The 16,061-nt window shown below is 63.2% G+C and carries 7 protein-coding genes and 1 pseudogene; 7 read left to right on the top strand and 1 reads right to left on the bottom strand.

Features of this window, described 5'->3' with window-relative positions; all coding sequences use genetic code 11:
* Positions 1-228 precede the first annotated feature (228 nt).
* A complete protein-coding gene (locus WDM24_RS11220) occupies positions 229-993 on the bottom strand; it encodes a response regulator (protein WP_338832366.1) in 765 nt (254 codons plus the stop codon).
* Positions 994-1,022: 29 nt separating this feature from the next.
* On the opposite strand from WDM24_RS11220, the gene WDM24_RS11225 reads away from it, so the two are divergent.
* The 7 genes and pseudogenes from WDM24_RS11225 to WDM24_RS11255 all read left to right on the top strand — a co-directional run bounded on the left by WDM24_RS11225 (position 1,023) and on the right by WDM24_RS11255 (position 15,408).
* A complete protein-coding gene (locus WDM24_RS11225) occupies positions 1,023-2,006 on the top strand; it encodes a cytochrome-c peroxidase (protein WP_338831237.1) in 984 nt (327 codons plus the stop codon).
* Complete coding sequence (locus tag WDM24_RS11230; RefSeq protein ID WP_338831238.1) at positions 2,003-4,474, top strand: two-component system VirA-like sensor kinase; 2,472 nt, start codon at positions 2,003-2,005, stop codon at positions 4,472-4,474. The genes WDM24_RS11225 and WDM24_RS11230 overlap by 4 nt, the downstream gene beginning before the upstream one ends.
* Positions 4,475-4,664: 190 nt before the next feature.
* A complete protein-coding gene (locus tag WDM24_RS11235; protein ID WP_338831239.1) occupies positions 4,665-7,496 on the top strand; it encodes a calcium-binding protein in 2,832 nt (943 codons plus the stop codon).
* Between the two features lie 25 nt (positions 7,497-7,521).
* A pseudogene (locus WDM24_RS11240) lies at positions 7,522-9,659 on the top strand (type I secretion system permease/ATPase).
* A complete protein-coding gene (locus WDM24_RS11245; RefSeq protein WP_338831240.1) occupies positions 9,646-11,100 on the top strand; it encodes an HlyD family type I secretion periplasmic adaptor subunit in 1,455 nt (484 codons plus the stop codon). The pseudogene WDM24_RS11240 and the gene WDM24_RS11245 overlap by 14 nt, the downstream one beginning before the upstream one ends.
* 75 nt (positions 11,101-11,175) lie before the next feature.
* Entirely contained in the window at positions 11,176-11,700 is a 525-nt protein-coding gene (locus WDM24_RS11250) for a DUF3455 domain-containing protein (protein WP_338831241.1), read from the top strand.
* A gap of 603 nt (positions 11,701-12,303) precedes the next feature.
* Positions 12,304-15,408 (top strand): helicase-related protein, encoded by a 3,105-nt coding sequence (locus WDM24_RS11255; protein ID WP_338832367.1) that lies wholly within the window; start codon positions 12,304-12,306, stop codon positions 15,406-15,408.
* Positions 15,409-16,061 lie beyond the last annotated feature (653 nt).

Below are 16,061 nucleotides of genomic sequence, written 5' to 3' on the forward strand. Positions count from 1 at the left end.
GTTTGTATCTTCGATCCGTTGTCGTGGTTGAAGAGTGCCGCGACGCACGATTTCCCGTTCGAGGCGCCGCTCGACGTGCCAAGTTATGTCTAACTGCTCGCCTCCGGGTAACCAGTGCACGTCCTCTGAGGCCTGCCCCATTTTGGCAGGAGCGCTGGTATCCCCAACTGTGGCGGAAGTGGAGATCTTCCGCGAGTGAAGCTCCCGCGGTGGCCGCCAATTGTCTCGTCAAACCCGCTCTACCGGAACGGCGAATACATATCCGACACCGCGCTCGGTCTGGATCACGCGTGGCGCGCTTGGATCGCGCTCAAGCTTGCGCCGCAGGCGGAGAATCTGCACATCAATGCTGCGGTCGAAGACATCTTCGTGGACGCGGGTCGCCTGCAATAGGTGCTCGCGGCTCAGCGGACGTTGTGGCGCTTCGAGAAAGGCCAGCAGCATCGCATACTCGCCCTTAGTCAATGCGACGGGGGCGCCGGCCGGGTCGGTAAGCTGCCGGATCCTGCGGTCGAGCTGCCAGCCGGAAAATCGAAACCGGCCACGCTCTGGATCGCGCGCCGGCGTGGCCCTCCCGGCGTCGAACCGGCGCAAGATCGCGCGAACACGCGCGAGCAATTCGCGCAGGTTGAATGGCTTCGTCAGATAATCGTCGGCGCCAAGCTCGAGACCGACCACTCGATCGATGTCGTCGCGGCGGTGACCCGTGATGATGATCACGGGCACTTCGGAGTTCAAGCGGATCTCGCGAAGAAGATCCAGTCCGTCTTCTAATCCAAGCCGGAGATCAAGGATCACCAGATTGACCTCGGCACTGCCAAGCCGACCGACCATTTCCTGCCGATTGCTTGCTGCCAGGGTCTGGATGTTGTTCTCCGCGAAATAGTTTAGGATCATGCGCTGCAAGGCAGGATCATCTTCCACGACGAGGACGCACACTTGGCGATCAACGCTTCCGCGAGGACCCGGGTCATTCAGTGATGAGCCGCTCATTGCATCCAGTTCCTTCAACGGCACCGCCGGTGGCGACAGCGGCCGCGTACGGCTGCGGTTTCGCGTGTCTGCTGCTCGCGCTCGTTTGTCTCAGCGCGTTCTCGCCGGCAGACGCTCAATCGCCGGGCTTCGAGGCGCGCGCCGACCGCGAGCCTATCACGCCAATTCCCGCGCCGCGTGCCCAAGACCCACAGCGTGTCCTGCTCGGAGAACGATTGTTCGGCGACCGACGTCTGTCTCACGATAATACACACAGTTGTTCGTCGTGCCACGATATAGCAACCAATGGCGCCAGCGCCAGGATCCACGATACGCGTGAGGGCCAACCGATCGCCCTCAATACGCCGACGGTCTTCAATGCGAGTCTGAACTTCCGCCTGAATTGGGAAGGCAATTTCCGCTCGTTGGAAGACGGAATCGAGGGCAGTCTTCGCAATCCAGCGATTATGGCGTCGAGCGTTGACGAAGCCCTCGGCAAACTGCGTGCTGACCCCGAAATCGTGGGGCAGTTTCGTGATGCCTATGGAAGGGAGCCTGATGTCGCCGCCATGCTGGATGCGATCGCGACATACGAGCGGACATTGGTTACGCCCGATAGCCGCTTCGACCGATGGCTTGCCGGGGAAACCAACGCCATGACGCCGGACGAGTTGTCGGGTTATCAGGTTTTCAAATCGCTCGGTTGCATCGCCTGCCATCAGGGTGTCAATGTGGGCGGCAATCTGTTTCAACGGCACGGCATCTTCCATCCATTGGGCTCGCCGGAGCCGGCATTGGTTCGCGTGCCCAGCTTGCGAAATGTGGCGACGACAGCGCCATACTTCCATGATGGCAGCGCGGCCACGTTGCCGGACGCGGTCAAAGCGATGGGCGTCGCCCAACTCGACCGCGTTCTAACCGATCAGCAAACAGCCGCCATCGTCGCCTTCCTCAACACCCTGACCGGGACATATCGAGGTCAAGCCGTAAGGCCGGCCACGGCCACACCACGCACTGGCTCGCAGATGCCATGAGGAATCTGCCGTTTATTCTCGGGGTTTCATTTCTGCTCGCGCTGCTGACCTGGCTGTTGTTGCGCGGCATAGATACCAACGCGTCCGCCTATGCGGTGACGCTCCAGACGCTCGACGAATATGCGCTTGCCGAGGCCTCGCTTCACCGCGACGTGCTTCAGGCGCGAGCTGGCCTGCTTCGTGACTACGATGCATTTGCTGTTGATGCGCGAGCGATGGCCGATGCGGTCAGTCGGCTCCGATCTCACGCACGGGCCGAAGGTCTCGATCCGAAGCCAATTGACCAGCTGGCAGCGGCGGTTGTCGAGCAGGAAGAGCTGCTGGAGCGTTTCAAGACCAGCAACGCCTTGCTGCAGAATTCACTCTCCTATGTAGGCCTGCTCAGCACGAGCCCGGCGTTCCTTGCCAACGACGTGCAACTCGCGCCGGCAACGGGCGCATTGGCGGCTGCGATCCTCTATTTGTCGCGAGACACCTCATCCGCTGCGATGCGAGCGCTCCAGGAAAAGATCGGCCAGTTTGCTCAGCAAACGCCCACCACGGGACCGGACGCGGAACCGGCGCGCGCGATGCTGGCGCATGCACGGCTGCTCTATGAACAGCTCCCTGCGGTCGATGAAACGCTGAAGGCCTTCATCGCCGCGGCCAGCACGCATGCCCTGGAGGAGGTCCGCGAACTGTTTTCCCGCCATCGGTCCGTGGTCGAAGCCGGGGAGCAGCGCTATCGGCTGCTGCTCTACGTTGTCTCCCTGTTGTTGCTCGTCTTGCTCGTCATTCTCGGCCTTCGGCTACGAGCTCGGGCGGTGGCGTTGCGTCGGCGGGCAGCATTCGAACACGTCATTGCCGAGAATTCGACGCGTCTGATCAATTGCTCGCCGGCCGAGACCGGAATGCGATTGAAGCAGGTGCTGGGCGAATTCAGTCGGATCATCGACGCGGATCGCGCGTATGTGGTGTTGGACGAGCGGCCGATCCGGGTCCACGCATGGTCGAAGGACGGAGTGACGTTTCCGCCGGGTTGGCCTCGACGGGCGTTGGCGGTAGCCGAGCAGCTTGGCGCAGGGGACGGCGTCACCATTGCCGACGCGAGCGCATTGCCGCCCGGCGCTATCAGGGATGCATTGGCGGGTACTGGCGTGCGCGCGTGGGCCTGTTTGCCGCTGGTTCGGCCGGGTCGGGTCCAGGGCATCATGGGTTTTGACCGCTTCCGCCCGATACGGAACAAGATCTCTCCTATCCCGCTCGCGAGGCTTGCCAGTGACGCCGTGGCTAATGCGCTCGAGCGCGAATTCCTGGAACGCGAGAGGACCAAGCTTGCCATGCGGCTGGAGCGGGCACGTCGCATGCAGATGATAGGATCGCTGGCCAGCGGGATCGCGCATAACTTCAACAATATCATCGGCGCCATCCTTGGCTATTCGGAGATGGCGGAGCCGCAAATCACCCGCGGTTCCAAACCGGCACAGCACATCGACGAGATACGCCGGGCCGCCGAGCGCGGTCGCGACCTCGTCGACAATATCCTCACCTTCGGCCGGCGGACCGACGGGCGTGCTCGTCCGGTTCAGGTGCGCACTTTGCTCAACGAGGCGGCCTCGTTGTTGCGTGCCTCGTTGCCGTCGGATGTAGAGCTTGTCTTCGAAGACGTTCCGGCCGACGTCGCCGTGTCAGGCGAACCGGCGCAGCTTCAGCAGGTCATCCTCAATCTCTGCACCAACGCTGCGCAAGCAACGAACGATGGCGGTTGTGTCCGCGTGGCCGTGAAACAGGAACAGATGGCCGCTTTCGTGGAGATGAGCGAGGGTGGGCTCTCCCCGGGTCGCTACGTATGCCTTTCCGTCAGCGACAACGGGAGCGGAATCGATGAACGCGTGGCGCGGCGGATGTTCGAGCCGTTCTTCACGACGCGCGTGGCAGGAACTGGCCTTGGTCTCGCAACGGTTCGCGAGATCGTCCGCGATCATGATGGAGCGATCAACGTTCAGAGCGAACCTGGCTGTGGAAGCCGGTTCGAAGTGTGGCTGCCTGCTGTGGCGGCGGACTCCATCGCGGCTGACGGATTGTCGGCGCTTCCGCTTGGGCGCGGCGAGACGGTGCTGATCGTCGAAAGCGAGCGGGAACGCTTGCTGCGCGATGAAGAGAAGCTGGCGGCGCTGGGATACGAGCCGGTCGGGTTTGAGGTTGCGGCGGATGCCCTCGCTGCATGCCGTTCCGACTCTGCGCGATTCGATATCATCCTGGTCGGTCACGCCTCGCGGCCCCAGGGCGGGGTGGAATTGGCGCGAGCCCTGCACGAGGTGTCGCCGTTGCAGCCTGTGTTGCTTGCCGTCGCGACCGCCGCCGATGTCAGCGTCGATTTGCTGACGGACGCCGGTATCTCTGAAGTGCTGCACTGGCCACTGGATAACGCAGAACTTGCTGCGGCATTGGACCGCTGCCTGCGAACGCCGGCCAGGTTACAGCCGTAACACGATTACCCTTGCCTGAAATACTTCCGTAGCGCAGGGCCGCCATTTCTGGTGGCCCGCAGCCGTGCATGCGCGCGTCAAGATGACGGAGGTGACAACGGCGACCAGATCGAGCGTTAGCACCAACGAAACCACCACCCCAGGAATGAGCGTTCGCGCTGATTCATCAATCCTCGAAAGGACCGCTTCAATGGCAATCACAGCCAGTTTTTCGGCAGGCTCCGGCGTGCTGACGGTGTTCGATGACGCCCTCGACAACTCCATCGTCGCCAGCCGCGATGCGGCCGGCAACATTCTCATCAACGGCGGCGCGGTGACCATCCTCGGCGGCCGACCGACGGTTGCCAACACCGCGACGATCCAGGTGTTCGGTCAGGCCGGAAACGACACGATCTCGGTCGACGAAGCCAATGGTGCGATGCCGGCGGTGCAACTGTTTGGCGGCGCGGGTAACGACATCCTGATCGGGGGCTCGGGCACTGATCTGCTGTTCGGCGGCGCCGGCAACGATGTCCTGCAAGGCAAGGGTGGGGACGATCTCCTGTTTGGCGGAGACGGTAGCGACACCCTGACCGGTGGCACCGGCAGCGACCAGATGTTCGGCGGGGCCGGCAACGACCGCATGATCTGGAATCCGGGCGAGGGCACCGACCTGATGGAAGGCGGCGACGGCATCGATACCGCCGAGGTCAATGGCGGCAACGGCGCCGAAGTCTTTTCGATCACGGCCAACGGCACCCGCGTGCGCTTCGATCGGATCAACCCTGCGCCGTTCTCGCTTGATATCGGAACCACCGAGAACCTCGTGCTCAACATGAACGGCGGCGACGACGTTTTCACCGCCGGAAACGGCCTCGCCAACCTGATCCATCTCACCATCGACGGCGGCGACGGCAACGACACCATTACCGGCGGTGACGGCAGCGACACGCTGATCGGCGGAGCCGGTAACGACGTCATCATCGGCGGCCGCGGCAACGACAGCCTGCTCGGCGGCACCGGCGACGACACCTTCATCTGGAATCCGGGCGACGGCAGCGACACCGTCGAAGGCCAGGACGGCACCGATACGCTGGTCTTCAACGGCGCCAACGTCAGCGAGAACATCGATATCACCGCCAACCACGGCAGGGTGACGTTCAGCCGCGACATCGCCAGTATCACGATGGATCTCAACGGCATCGAGCAGATCGATTTCAATGCGCTCGGCGGTGCCGACAACATCAATGTCGGCGACCTCACCGGAACCGGCGTCACCCAGGTCGCGATCGATCTCGAGTCGACACCTGGCAGTGGTGTCGGCGACGGCGCGGCCGATACCGTGACCGTCAACGGCACCAACGGCAGCGACAACATTCAGGTGGCGGGAGCGGGAGGCTCGGTCACGGTCGCCGGACTGCCCGCAACGGTTACCCTTGCCGGATCAGAGGGGGCCAACGACCAGCTCATCGTCGAGGGCGGTGCTGGCAACGACGTCATCACCGCTGCCGGCCTTGCGGCCGGTGTCATCGGTCTCATCATCGATGGCGGTGCCGGCAACGACACCATCACCGGAAGCCAGGGCAACGACACACTGATCGGCGGCGACGGAAACGACACCGTGATCGGTGGTCGCGGCAATGACGTCGCGTCGCTTGGCAATGGCAACGACACCTTCGTCTGGAATCCGGGCGATGGCAGCGACACGGTCGATGGCGGGGCAGGCACCGATACGCTGGTGTTCAACGGCGCCAATGTCGGCGAGAACATCGACATCTCGGCCAATGGCTCGCGGGTGAGGCTGTTCCGCGATGTCGGCAACGTGACCATGGATCTTGGCGGCGTCGAGCACATCCAGCTCGCTACCCTCGGCGGCGCCGACACAGTCACAGTCAATGACCTCTCCGGAACCGACGCCAAGCAGATCGCAATCGACCTGTCGGCGACGCCGGGCAGCGGTCAGGGCGACGGCGTGGCGGACACCGTGAACGTCAATGGCACCGCCGGTGACGACCGCATCAGCGTCGTCAGCACGGGCTCGTCCGTCGTCGTCAACGGATTGGCGGCACAAGTGATGGTCAGTGGTATGGACGCGGGGCTCGATCGGCTTGTCGTCAATGGCGGCGATGGCAACGACACCATCACCGGCAGCGCGGGCAACGACACCGTCATTGGCGGGCGCGGCAATGACGTGGCGAAAATGGGTGCCGGCGACGACACCTTCGTCTGGAACCCGGGCGATGGCAGCGACACCGTGGACGGAGGGGCCGGCAACGACACCCTGCTGTTCAACGGCGCCAACATCAACGAGAGCATGGATATCACGGCCAGTGGCAGCCATGCGATCTTCAGCCGCGACGTCGGCGTCGTCACCATGGATCTTGATCGCATCGAGACCATCGACGTCAACGCGCTGGGTGGTGCTGATACCATCACGGTGGGCGACCTGTCCATGACCGACGTGAAGCATGTTGCGATCGACTTGTCCGCGCCTCTCGGTAGCGGGCAAGGCGACGGTCAGGTCGACACGGTCGTGATCAACGCCACCAATGGCGACGACGCGATCTCGATCAACGACAACAACGGCGTGATCACGGTGTCGGGTCTGGCTACCGACGTCACGATCACCGGCTTCGAGGCCAACGATCGCATCGTGATCAACGGCCTCGGAGGCGATGACGTCGTCAACGCCTTCGGGCTCGGAGGGGCGATGCAGTTCATCGCCAATGGCGGCGACGGCAACGACATCCTGATCGGCAGCCGCGGCAGCGACACTCTGAGCGGCGGCGCAGGGGATGACACCCTGATTGGCAACGGCGGAACCGACGTTCTCGACGGTGGCACCGGCAACAACCTCCTATTCCAGGCGGTGATGAATCCCGGCAGTGCCGTGAGTAACGCTTCGTCTGTGGCGAGCGCTGCCCTGCTGGGCCAGTTCATGGCCTCAAGCCTGGTCTCGACGGGGGCTGCACTCGGCGGCATGCCGCTTGCCGATCCTGCGCCTGACCAGCAGCCGCTGCTGACGCAGCCGCACGCGGCCTGACGCAACGTCACCCTGGAGAGCATCCATGAGCAACGAAACCAACAGCACGGGACCGGTCGATCAAGGTCTCGAAGCCCTTGTGACGCTGCTGCACCTCCAGGGGGTTGCGGCCGATGCCGGACAGATCGCGCATCGGCTGGGCACGGAGAAGATCGGCACACCGGAGATGCTTCGGTGTGCCAAAGACCTCGGGCTCAAGGCGCGTGCCTGCCGGACCGACTGGTCCCGGCTCGGCGGCACGCCCTTGCCCGCCATCGCGGCCCTGCGCAACGGCGGATTCCTGGTGGTCGCCAAGGCCGCCGAAGGCAAGGTTCTGGTGCAAGCGCCGGCGTCCCGGCCCGCACTGATGACGCAGGACGAACTGGTGTCGGTCTGGGACGGTCAGCTGATCCTGATGACCCGTCGCGCCGGTTTGTCGGATATCACCCGCCGCTTCGGCATCGCCTGGTTTCTGGGCGCGATTCACAAATATCGTCATCTGCTCGGTGAGGTGCTGGTCGGATCGTTTTTCCTGCAACTGTTCGGCCTGGTTTCGCCGCTGTTCTTCCAGGTGGTGATCGACAAGGTGCTGGTGCACCGGTCGCTAGCCACCCTCGACGTCCTGGTTCTCGGACTGGTGTCGATTTCGCTGTTCGAGACCGTGCTGGGGATCCTGCGCACCTATCTGTTTTCCCACACCACCAACCGGATCGACGTCGAACTCGGCGCACGCCTGTTTCACCATTTGCTGGCTTTGCCGATGGCCTATTTCCAGGCGCGTCGTGTCGGGGATTCGGTGGCACGGGTGCGCGAACTGGAGAACATCCGCAATTTTCTCACCAGCTCGGCGTTGACCCTGCTGATCGACCTGTTCTTCACGTTCGTCTTCCTGGGCGTGATGTACTTCTATTCGCCGCTGCTGACGTGGATCGTGATCGGCTCGTTCCCCTTCTATATCGCGATATCGGCCGGGGCGACGCCGCTGTTCCGGCGGCGGCTCGACGAGAAATTCCGGCGTGGTGCCGAGAACCAGGCTTTTCTGGTCGAGAGTGTCAGCGGCATCGAAACACTCAAGGCGATGGCGGTCGAGCCGCAGATGCAGCGCCGCTGGGAAGAGCAACTGGCCGGCTACGTGGCGGCAAGCTTCCGGGTCCTCAGTCTCGGCAACAGCGCGAGCCAGACGGTACAGCTGGTCAGCAAGATCGTCACGGCCAGCATCCTGTATTGCGGCGCCAAGCTCGTCATCGGCGGCGATCTCTCGGTCGGCGAACTCGTCGCCTTCAACATCCTGGCCGGCAGGGTGAGTGCACCGGTGCTGCGCCTGGCGCAGATCTGGCAGGATTTCCACCAGGCACGGTTGTCGATCGCGCGGCTCGGCGACATCCTCAACACCACCGCCGAGCAGACCTATTCGGCCGGCGGGCGCGGCTGCCGTCGATCCGCGGCGACATCAAATTCGACCACGTCTCGTTTCGCTACCGCGTTGACGGACAGGAAGTGCTGCACGATGTCTCGTTCGAGGTGCCGGCCGGCCAGACCGTCGGCATCGTCGGACCCTCGGGCTCGGGCAAGAGCACGTTCGCCAAGCTGGTGCAGCGGCTCTATGTCCCGGAGCGTGGGCGGGTGCTGGTGGACGGCATGGACCTTGCCATGGCCGATCCAGCGTGGCTGCGCCGCCAGATCGGCATCGTGCTGCAGGAGAACGTGCTGTTCAACCGTTCGGTGCGCGACAATATCGCGCTTGCCGATCCGGCGATGCCGATGGAACGCATCGTTGCGGCGGCGCGGCTCGCCGGGGCGCACGACTTCATCCTCGAACTGGCCGAGGGCTACGACACCGTGGTCGGCGAACGCGGCTCGACGCTTTCGGGCGGTCAGCGGCAGCGCATCGCCATCGCGCGGGCGCTGGTGGGCGATCCGCGCATCCTGATCTTCGACGAGGCGACCAGCGCGCTGGACTACGAGAGCGAGCGCATCGTTCAGCAGAACATGAAGGACATCGCCAAGGGGCGGACGGTGCTGGTGATCGCACACCGGCTCTCGACCGTCCGCGCGGCGGACCGCATCGTCACGCTCGATCGCGGTCGCCTGGTCGAGGACGGCAGCCACGACACGCTGATCAAGACCGGCGGCCGCTACGCGTCGCTGCACCGGTTGCAAGGAGGATTCCATGAAGTCGTCTGAAGCGGCTGTTGCCGCCGGATCCGCGCCACGCGTGATCCCGTTCCGCCCTGCGCAACGCAAAAGCAGCGAGGAGCTGGCGTTTCTGCCGGCGGCGCTCGAGATCGTAGAGACGCCACCGTCGCCGGTGGGGCGCGCGACCGCGGCCAGCATCGCCCTGATGTTTTGCGCGGCCTTGCTCTGGGCCTGGTGGGGCACCATCGACATCGTGGCTTCGGCGACCGGAAAAATCCTGCCGGGCGACGGCACCAAGGTGGTGCAGCCGTTCGAGACCGGCGTCGTGCGGTCGATCAGGGTACAGGACGGGCAGGCGGTCAAGGCCGGCGACGTGCTGATCGAACTCGACCCGACCGTAAACGCGGCGGAGCGCGATCATTTGGGCAATGATCTGCTGGCCGAGCGGCTCAACATCGCGCGCGTGCGCGCGGCGCTCGCCGGCAGCGACGATCCCGCTGCCGACTTCACGCCGCCCACCGGGGCCGACCCGGAACTGGTTGCGACCCAGCGTCAGTTGTTGCTCAACCAGGTGACCGAGCATCGCGCCAAGATCGCGGCACTCCTGCGCCAGCAGGCGCAGAAGGAGGCCGAGCAAGCCACCGCATCGGCGACAATCCACAAGCTTGAGACGATCATTCCAGTGATCCAGTCGCGCGTCGACATTCGTAAGACGCTGGTCGAGAAGGAGCTGGGCTCGAAGCTCGGCTATTTCGAGGTGCTCCAGCTGCTGGTCGAGCAACAGGAAGAGTTCAACGTGCAGAACAGCCATCTGCATGAGACCGAGGCGGCGATCGCAGCGATCCGCGAGACCCGCGGGCAGGCGGCGGCGGAGTATCGGCATACGCTCTCCGACGAACTGGCCAAGTCCGAGCAGAAGGCGAACGGGCTCGCGCAGGACCTGATCAAGGCCGAGCAGAGGACCAGGCTTCAGCAGCTGACGGCTCCCGTCGACGGCGTGGTGCAGCAGCTCGCGATCCACACCATCGGCGGCGTGGTCACGCCGGCGCAGTCGCTGCTGGTGGTCGTGCCGAGCGACAGCCGGCTGGAAATCGAAGCCATGGTGTCGAATCACGACATCGGCTTTGTCCATGCCGGGCAGCAGGCCGAGATCAAGATCGATACCTTCAATTTTACCCGCTACGGGCTCCTGCATGGTCAGGTGCTTTCGGTCTCGCAGGATGCTGTCGTCCGCGATCGCCAGCACGATCGCGCCAACGATCGCGCTCTGGTGACGCAGAGCGAAACCAGCGAGCCGAGGGGACAGGAACTGAACTACAGCGCGCGCATTTCACTCGATCGCACCGAAATGCAGATCGACGACAGGATCGTTAATCTTTCGCCCGGCATGGCGGTGACCGTGGAGATCAAGACGGGATCGCGGAAGGTCCTGAGCTATCTGCTTTCACCGCTGCTGCGCTACCGCCAGGAAGTTTTGCGCGAGCGCTAGGCCGGCGAGCACTCCGGCTTCGCCGCCGTCAGCCGACCCGTTACGATTAAACTGCAACCAAACCGAGAATAACCGATGAAGATTCCGACTGCTTTCCTTCGCGCCGTTTCGTTTGCCGCCCTCTGGCTCGTCAGCAGGGCGGCCGCGCAAGAGCCGTTGGCGATTGCGGTGCGCGACAGGACCGTCATCACCACCCTCCATGCCGAGGGCGCGCAGGTCTACGAATGCAAGCCGGACACCGGGAAATCCCAATCGCGAGTTCGCGCGCTGACTTGGCAATTGCGCGAGCCGATTGCGACGCTCATGCTGGATGGAAAGTCGATTGGACGGCATTACGGCGGACCGAGTTGGGAACTCACGGACGGTAGTGCCGTGAAGGGCAAGGTCGTCGCCAGCGCGCCCGGCGCAACCTCGAACGACATTCCGTCGCTCGAGCTCGAAGTGGTCGACCAGCGCGGCAACGGTGTGCTGTCGGCCGCGACCGTTGTCCAGCGCATCAACACCGAGGGCGGGGTCGCGCGGGGATCGTGCGAGAGAGCCGGGGATTACCGCAGCGCGCCCTATTCCGCGGACTACGTGTTCCTGCGCAAGAGCGGCTGATGGTACCGGTCCCACGGTACCTCATGGCGCAAAGCTGTCGTCCTTTGACGCACCTTAGTATCTTTGGATAGGTGATCGCCTGCGCGCGTCGACGTGAATATCGAAACCATCAAGGACAGTCTTACCTGAAATCAAGGTGACCTTGCGAAAGGCGCCGGCCATTATTTCATTTGAGTTGGCATTTCCTGCCATTTCTTTTTGAGAACTAAGCTATCGAAGTTATGAGAGCGCATTTTGGTGCTTTTTTCCAAACGCGCCTTGATTTCGTTGCATATTCCAACTGATTTTGATTCCGCTATTCGGAGGTTCGATCCCTCCCGCCCCGGCCTGCAAGCGAATCATTGATTTAATAAAGAAATTGAGACACCTCCCAGACTGGGGCGTCACCGGCATTTCGAGCGATTTGCCCCGCTATCTGGAAATCTGTGCCGGTTTCGTTTCCATGCCGGTAGGCGACAAGCGCCTAGTCGGCCCCCGACGTACTGACGAAATAGCGATGGATCCGACGTGGCGAAACCCAAGAAAGCCCGTGCCGCTGCTGGCGCGAAGAAGAAAAGCAAGGGATTGGCGCGTTCCGGGATCTCGTCTTCCTCGCCTCTCGGCATGTTGGCCCTCCATCTCCTCGAGCAATGGAAGAAGTCCCGCCGTGACGGCATCGTTTTCCTTTCGGAAAGCGAGAACAGGGCCGAGCGGTTGGGCAGCGTGCTCCATTCGATCGACCCTTCACTCGAGGTGCTCGTATTCCCGAGGCTGAATACCTTGCCATTTGACGGGCTGGAACCGTCTCCGGAGATCGCCGGCAGACGGAGTTCGGTGTTGAGGCGTCTCGCCAGGAGCAAGAAGCCGGTCTTCCTGGTGTCGACGGCGGAGGCGATCATGGAACGGCTGCCGTTACCCGCCAGCTGGGGCCGCCTCAGCATCAGCCTGAAGGTGGGGGCGAGCTATTCCGAGCCGGATCTCAAGGATCGTCTGGAAGCGTTGGGGTACGATCTCGACGAAGAGGCGGATTATCCCGGAAGCGTGCTGTTCCACGGAATGACGTTCGAAGTGTTTCCCGCCGGCGCCCTTGGGCCGTTCAGAATTGAGCATTCCGGTGGCGTGATCCGCAGAATCGCAGGCGTCGATCCGGTCGAACATGACGTCGTCTTCGACACGCAAGAACTGCTTATCGATCCGATGTCCGAACGGATCGCGTTGAGAGGCAAGCGGGCGCAGCGCGCGGCGCTGCCGGATTATTGCCCTCGCGCTCGCTGGATCGCGGACGCAGGAGTTTTGGGCCACGCCGACAGCTGGCTGAGTACGATCAACGAGGCCGCCGGCCGCAGAGAGGCGGAGCGCGAGTACTTTGGGCCCGGTGACTGGAAGCGGCTGACCAAGCGCATGAGTGCGCTGCCTCGAAAGGCGGCGTTCACCCCCACGCCCGATTTCTCGACGGTCGCGTCGTTGCGCAAAACTCTCCGCGCATTCGTCGCCGACACGCAGCGCGCCGGATCGCGGCTGCTTTTTGTCGCGGCGGTGGAGGACGATTTGCGCGCGATGGAGCGAATGAGCGGGATCAAGACGGAGCGCTTCGCCGACTGGAACGAGGCCACGAAGGGACGCGGTGGCGAAGCCGCATTGCTGGCTGACTTCGATACCGGCTTCATCGGCTCTGGCCGCAAGCCGCTCATCGTCGTGACGGCGACCGACGTGCTCGGCAGCAGGGCCCATCATCCGCAACCCATGGCAAGGGCCTGGAGTGCGGCTTTCGATCATCCTGATGTGCCGGAGCGAGGCGCGGTCGTCGTTCATCTGCACCGGGGGCTCGCCATGCTCGATGGCTTGCAGACCCTCGACATGGGGAAGGGGTCATCGCGCGAGATGGTCAGGCTGGCATTTGCGGGAGATGACGCCGTCCTCGTTCCGCCGGCCGATCTCGCCCTGATCTGGCCTTATGCGGCGGAGCGCGGCAAGCTGACATTGGACCGGGCCGATGGAAGTACCTGGTGGGCGCGGCGTACCGAGGCGGAGAAAGACATTCAGATTGCCGGCAGGGAGCTTGCCAAACATATCGCCCAACGGCGTCGCCGGCGTGCTCCCAGGCTGGTCGCTCCCGGTCCCGCATACGAGCGGTTTGTCGCGCGCTTTCCGTATTTCACGACGGTCGACCAGGCGAAGGCAATTCGCGACGTGCTGGATGATCTCGCATCTGGTCACCCTATGGATCGGGTGGTCTGCGGCGACGTCGGGTTCGGAAAGACGGAGGTTGCGCTGCGCGCGGCGGCGGCCGTTGCGCTGTCGGGCAGACAAGTTGCTGTCGTTGTGCCGACGACCGTTCTGGCAAGGCAGCACGTTGCAACCTTCCGCAAACGGTTCGCCCCGCTTGGCATCGAAGTGGGAAGCTTGTCGCGCGCTACGTCGGCTCAGGAAACGAGGGAGACCAAGGAGGGCCTTCGAAGCGGTAAAATGAAGGTCGTGGTCGGCACACAGGCGATCGCATCCAGGGACGTGAAATTCGCCAAGCTGAGTCTGGTCATTGTCGACGAAGAGCAGCACTTCGGGGCAGCGGAGAAGGTAAAGCTCTCGGGCCTGGCGAAGGGGGTCCATACGCTCTGGATGAGTGCCACGCCGATCCCGCGCACGCTTGCGGCGGGTCTCGCGGGCTTCAGGGATCTCAGCGTGATCGCATCCCCGCCCGTGCATCGGCTGCCGATCGTGACCAAGATCGCGCCACTTTCGGACGCTGCCATTGCCGCTGCATTGCTGCGCGAGCAGCGACGTCACGGGCAAAGCTTTTTGATCTGTCCGCGTATCCAGGATCTGGAGCCGCTATTGGCGCGCGTGCAGGCGGTCGCCCCGGAGCTCCGCATCGTTTGCCTGCACGGCAAGCTGCCCGCCGACGAGATTGACGACCGAATGATGAGTTTCGTCGAAGGCGAGGCGGACGTTCTGCTGGCGACCAATATCGTCGAAAGCGGTCTCGACATTCCGCGGGCGAATACCATCGTGGTCTGCTGGCCGGAAAAGTTCGGTCTGGCACAGCTCCATCAGCTCCGAGGACGGGTCGGGCGTGGCGGGACGCGCGCCTTCGCCTCCATGCTGACTGAATCCAGTTCGGAGCAATCCGGCAAGCGTTTGGCTGTTCTCGAGGAGTTCAGCAAACCGGGTGCCGGCTTCGCCATCAGCGAGCGCGATCTGGACCTCAGAGGTGCCGGCGATCTGCTCTCCGAGCGGCAATCCGGCCACGTGCAGGTTTTCGGCCCCGTGCTTTATAGCCACCTGCTGAAACAGGCCTCGGAGAAGACGAACGACCGGGCCGCCGATCTGTGGGTGCCCGACCTCAACCTTCCGCTCGCGGATCTGCTGCCCAAGAGCTACGTGCAATCGGAAACGATGCGCCTTGAAATCTATGGCCGCGCCGCCAGGTGCCGGAGCGAGGACGATCTGGAAGATCTGGAGGAAGAGACCTCGCGCCGCTTCGGCGGACTGCCATCGGCCGGCCGGGATTTCTTCGCGGCGGCGCGCCTCAGGATCGATTGCAAGCGGCGAGGTATTGTGAGGCTCGACGTCGGACCGGAGGCCGTCGCGGCGACGTTCTTACCCGGCAGGCTGCCGAAATCCAGAGCGCGATCGCTCCAGCGCGACGGCGATCGCGTGTTCTACTCAGACAAGACCAACGAACCGCCTTTCGAGCGGATCGAGCATCTGCTGGATATTCTGGACGAGTGAGTACGGTGTTACTTCAGCGCGTCCAGCCAGTGCAGCGCGCGCAGTGGAGATTTTTCGCCGCGCGCCGGCTGCGGAGAACAAACCAATCGTCGCTTGCGCTGACATCTCGCTGACATGGAAAGCCGCTAGTGCGCATCTGCGGCGATCCGCCGGCTATTGTCGGCCTATCCCGCCGACCCGGATACCGCCTGTCCGAGCGAGAATCGGCGGTATCCAGACCCCGGCTATGTTGTTCAGATACCGTTGGTTTTAGGCGTGAGGGGCGGTCCGACCCGGGAATCAGCCCCGCTGAAACGGGGCCCGCTTCCGACCATCTTCGTAGGATTACGCGTTTTGCACACCGTTCCGCCCCGTGTTGCCCAAAGTTACGCCGGCTAACGGTATTATAAATATTCGTCTTATATTTCAGAGGCTTGCGTGGGCATCGCAGTTCAAATGCCCGTGATATTTGTGCAACATTTGCCCGAAAACAGCCGCAACTCGCCCCAAACCGAGCGGTCTTTTGTTGCGTGATCGGGGGCCTTCTGTCTCATATGGAACTGCGACGGAGGGGGGCATCCCAAGGTCGTCCCGTTTTAGGTGGTTCGCTTAAGTCCCTCGCGTTCATGCGGGTGTGTCCGAAGACGCGAAGCGACTAGGCGGGGATTTAAGGG

Origin of the sequence: Bradyrhizobium sp. 27S5 (assembly GCF_037217225.1) — a bacterium.
In the GTDB taxonomy this organism is placed as follows: domain Bacteria; phylum Pseudomonadota; class Alphaproteobacteria; order Rhizobiales; family Xanthobacteraceae; genus Bradyrhizobium; species Bradyrhizobium septentrionale.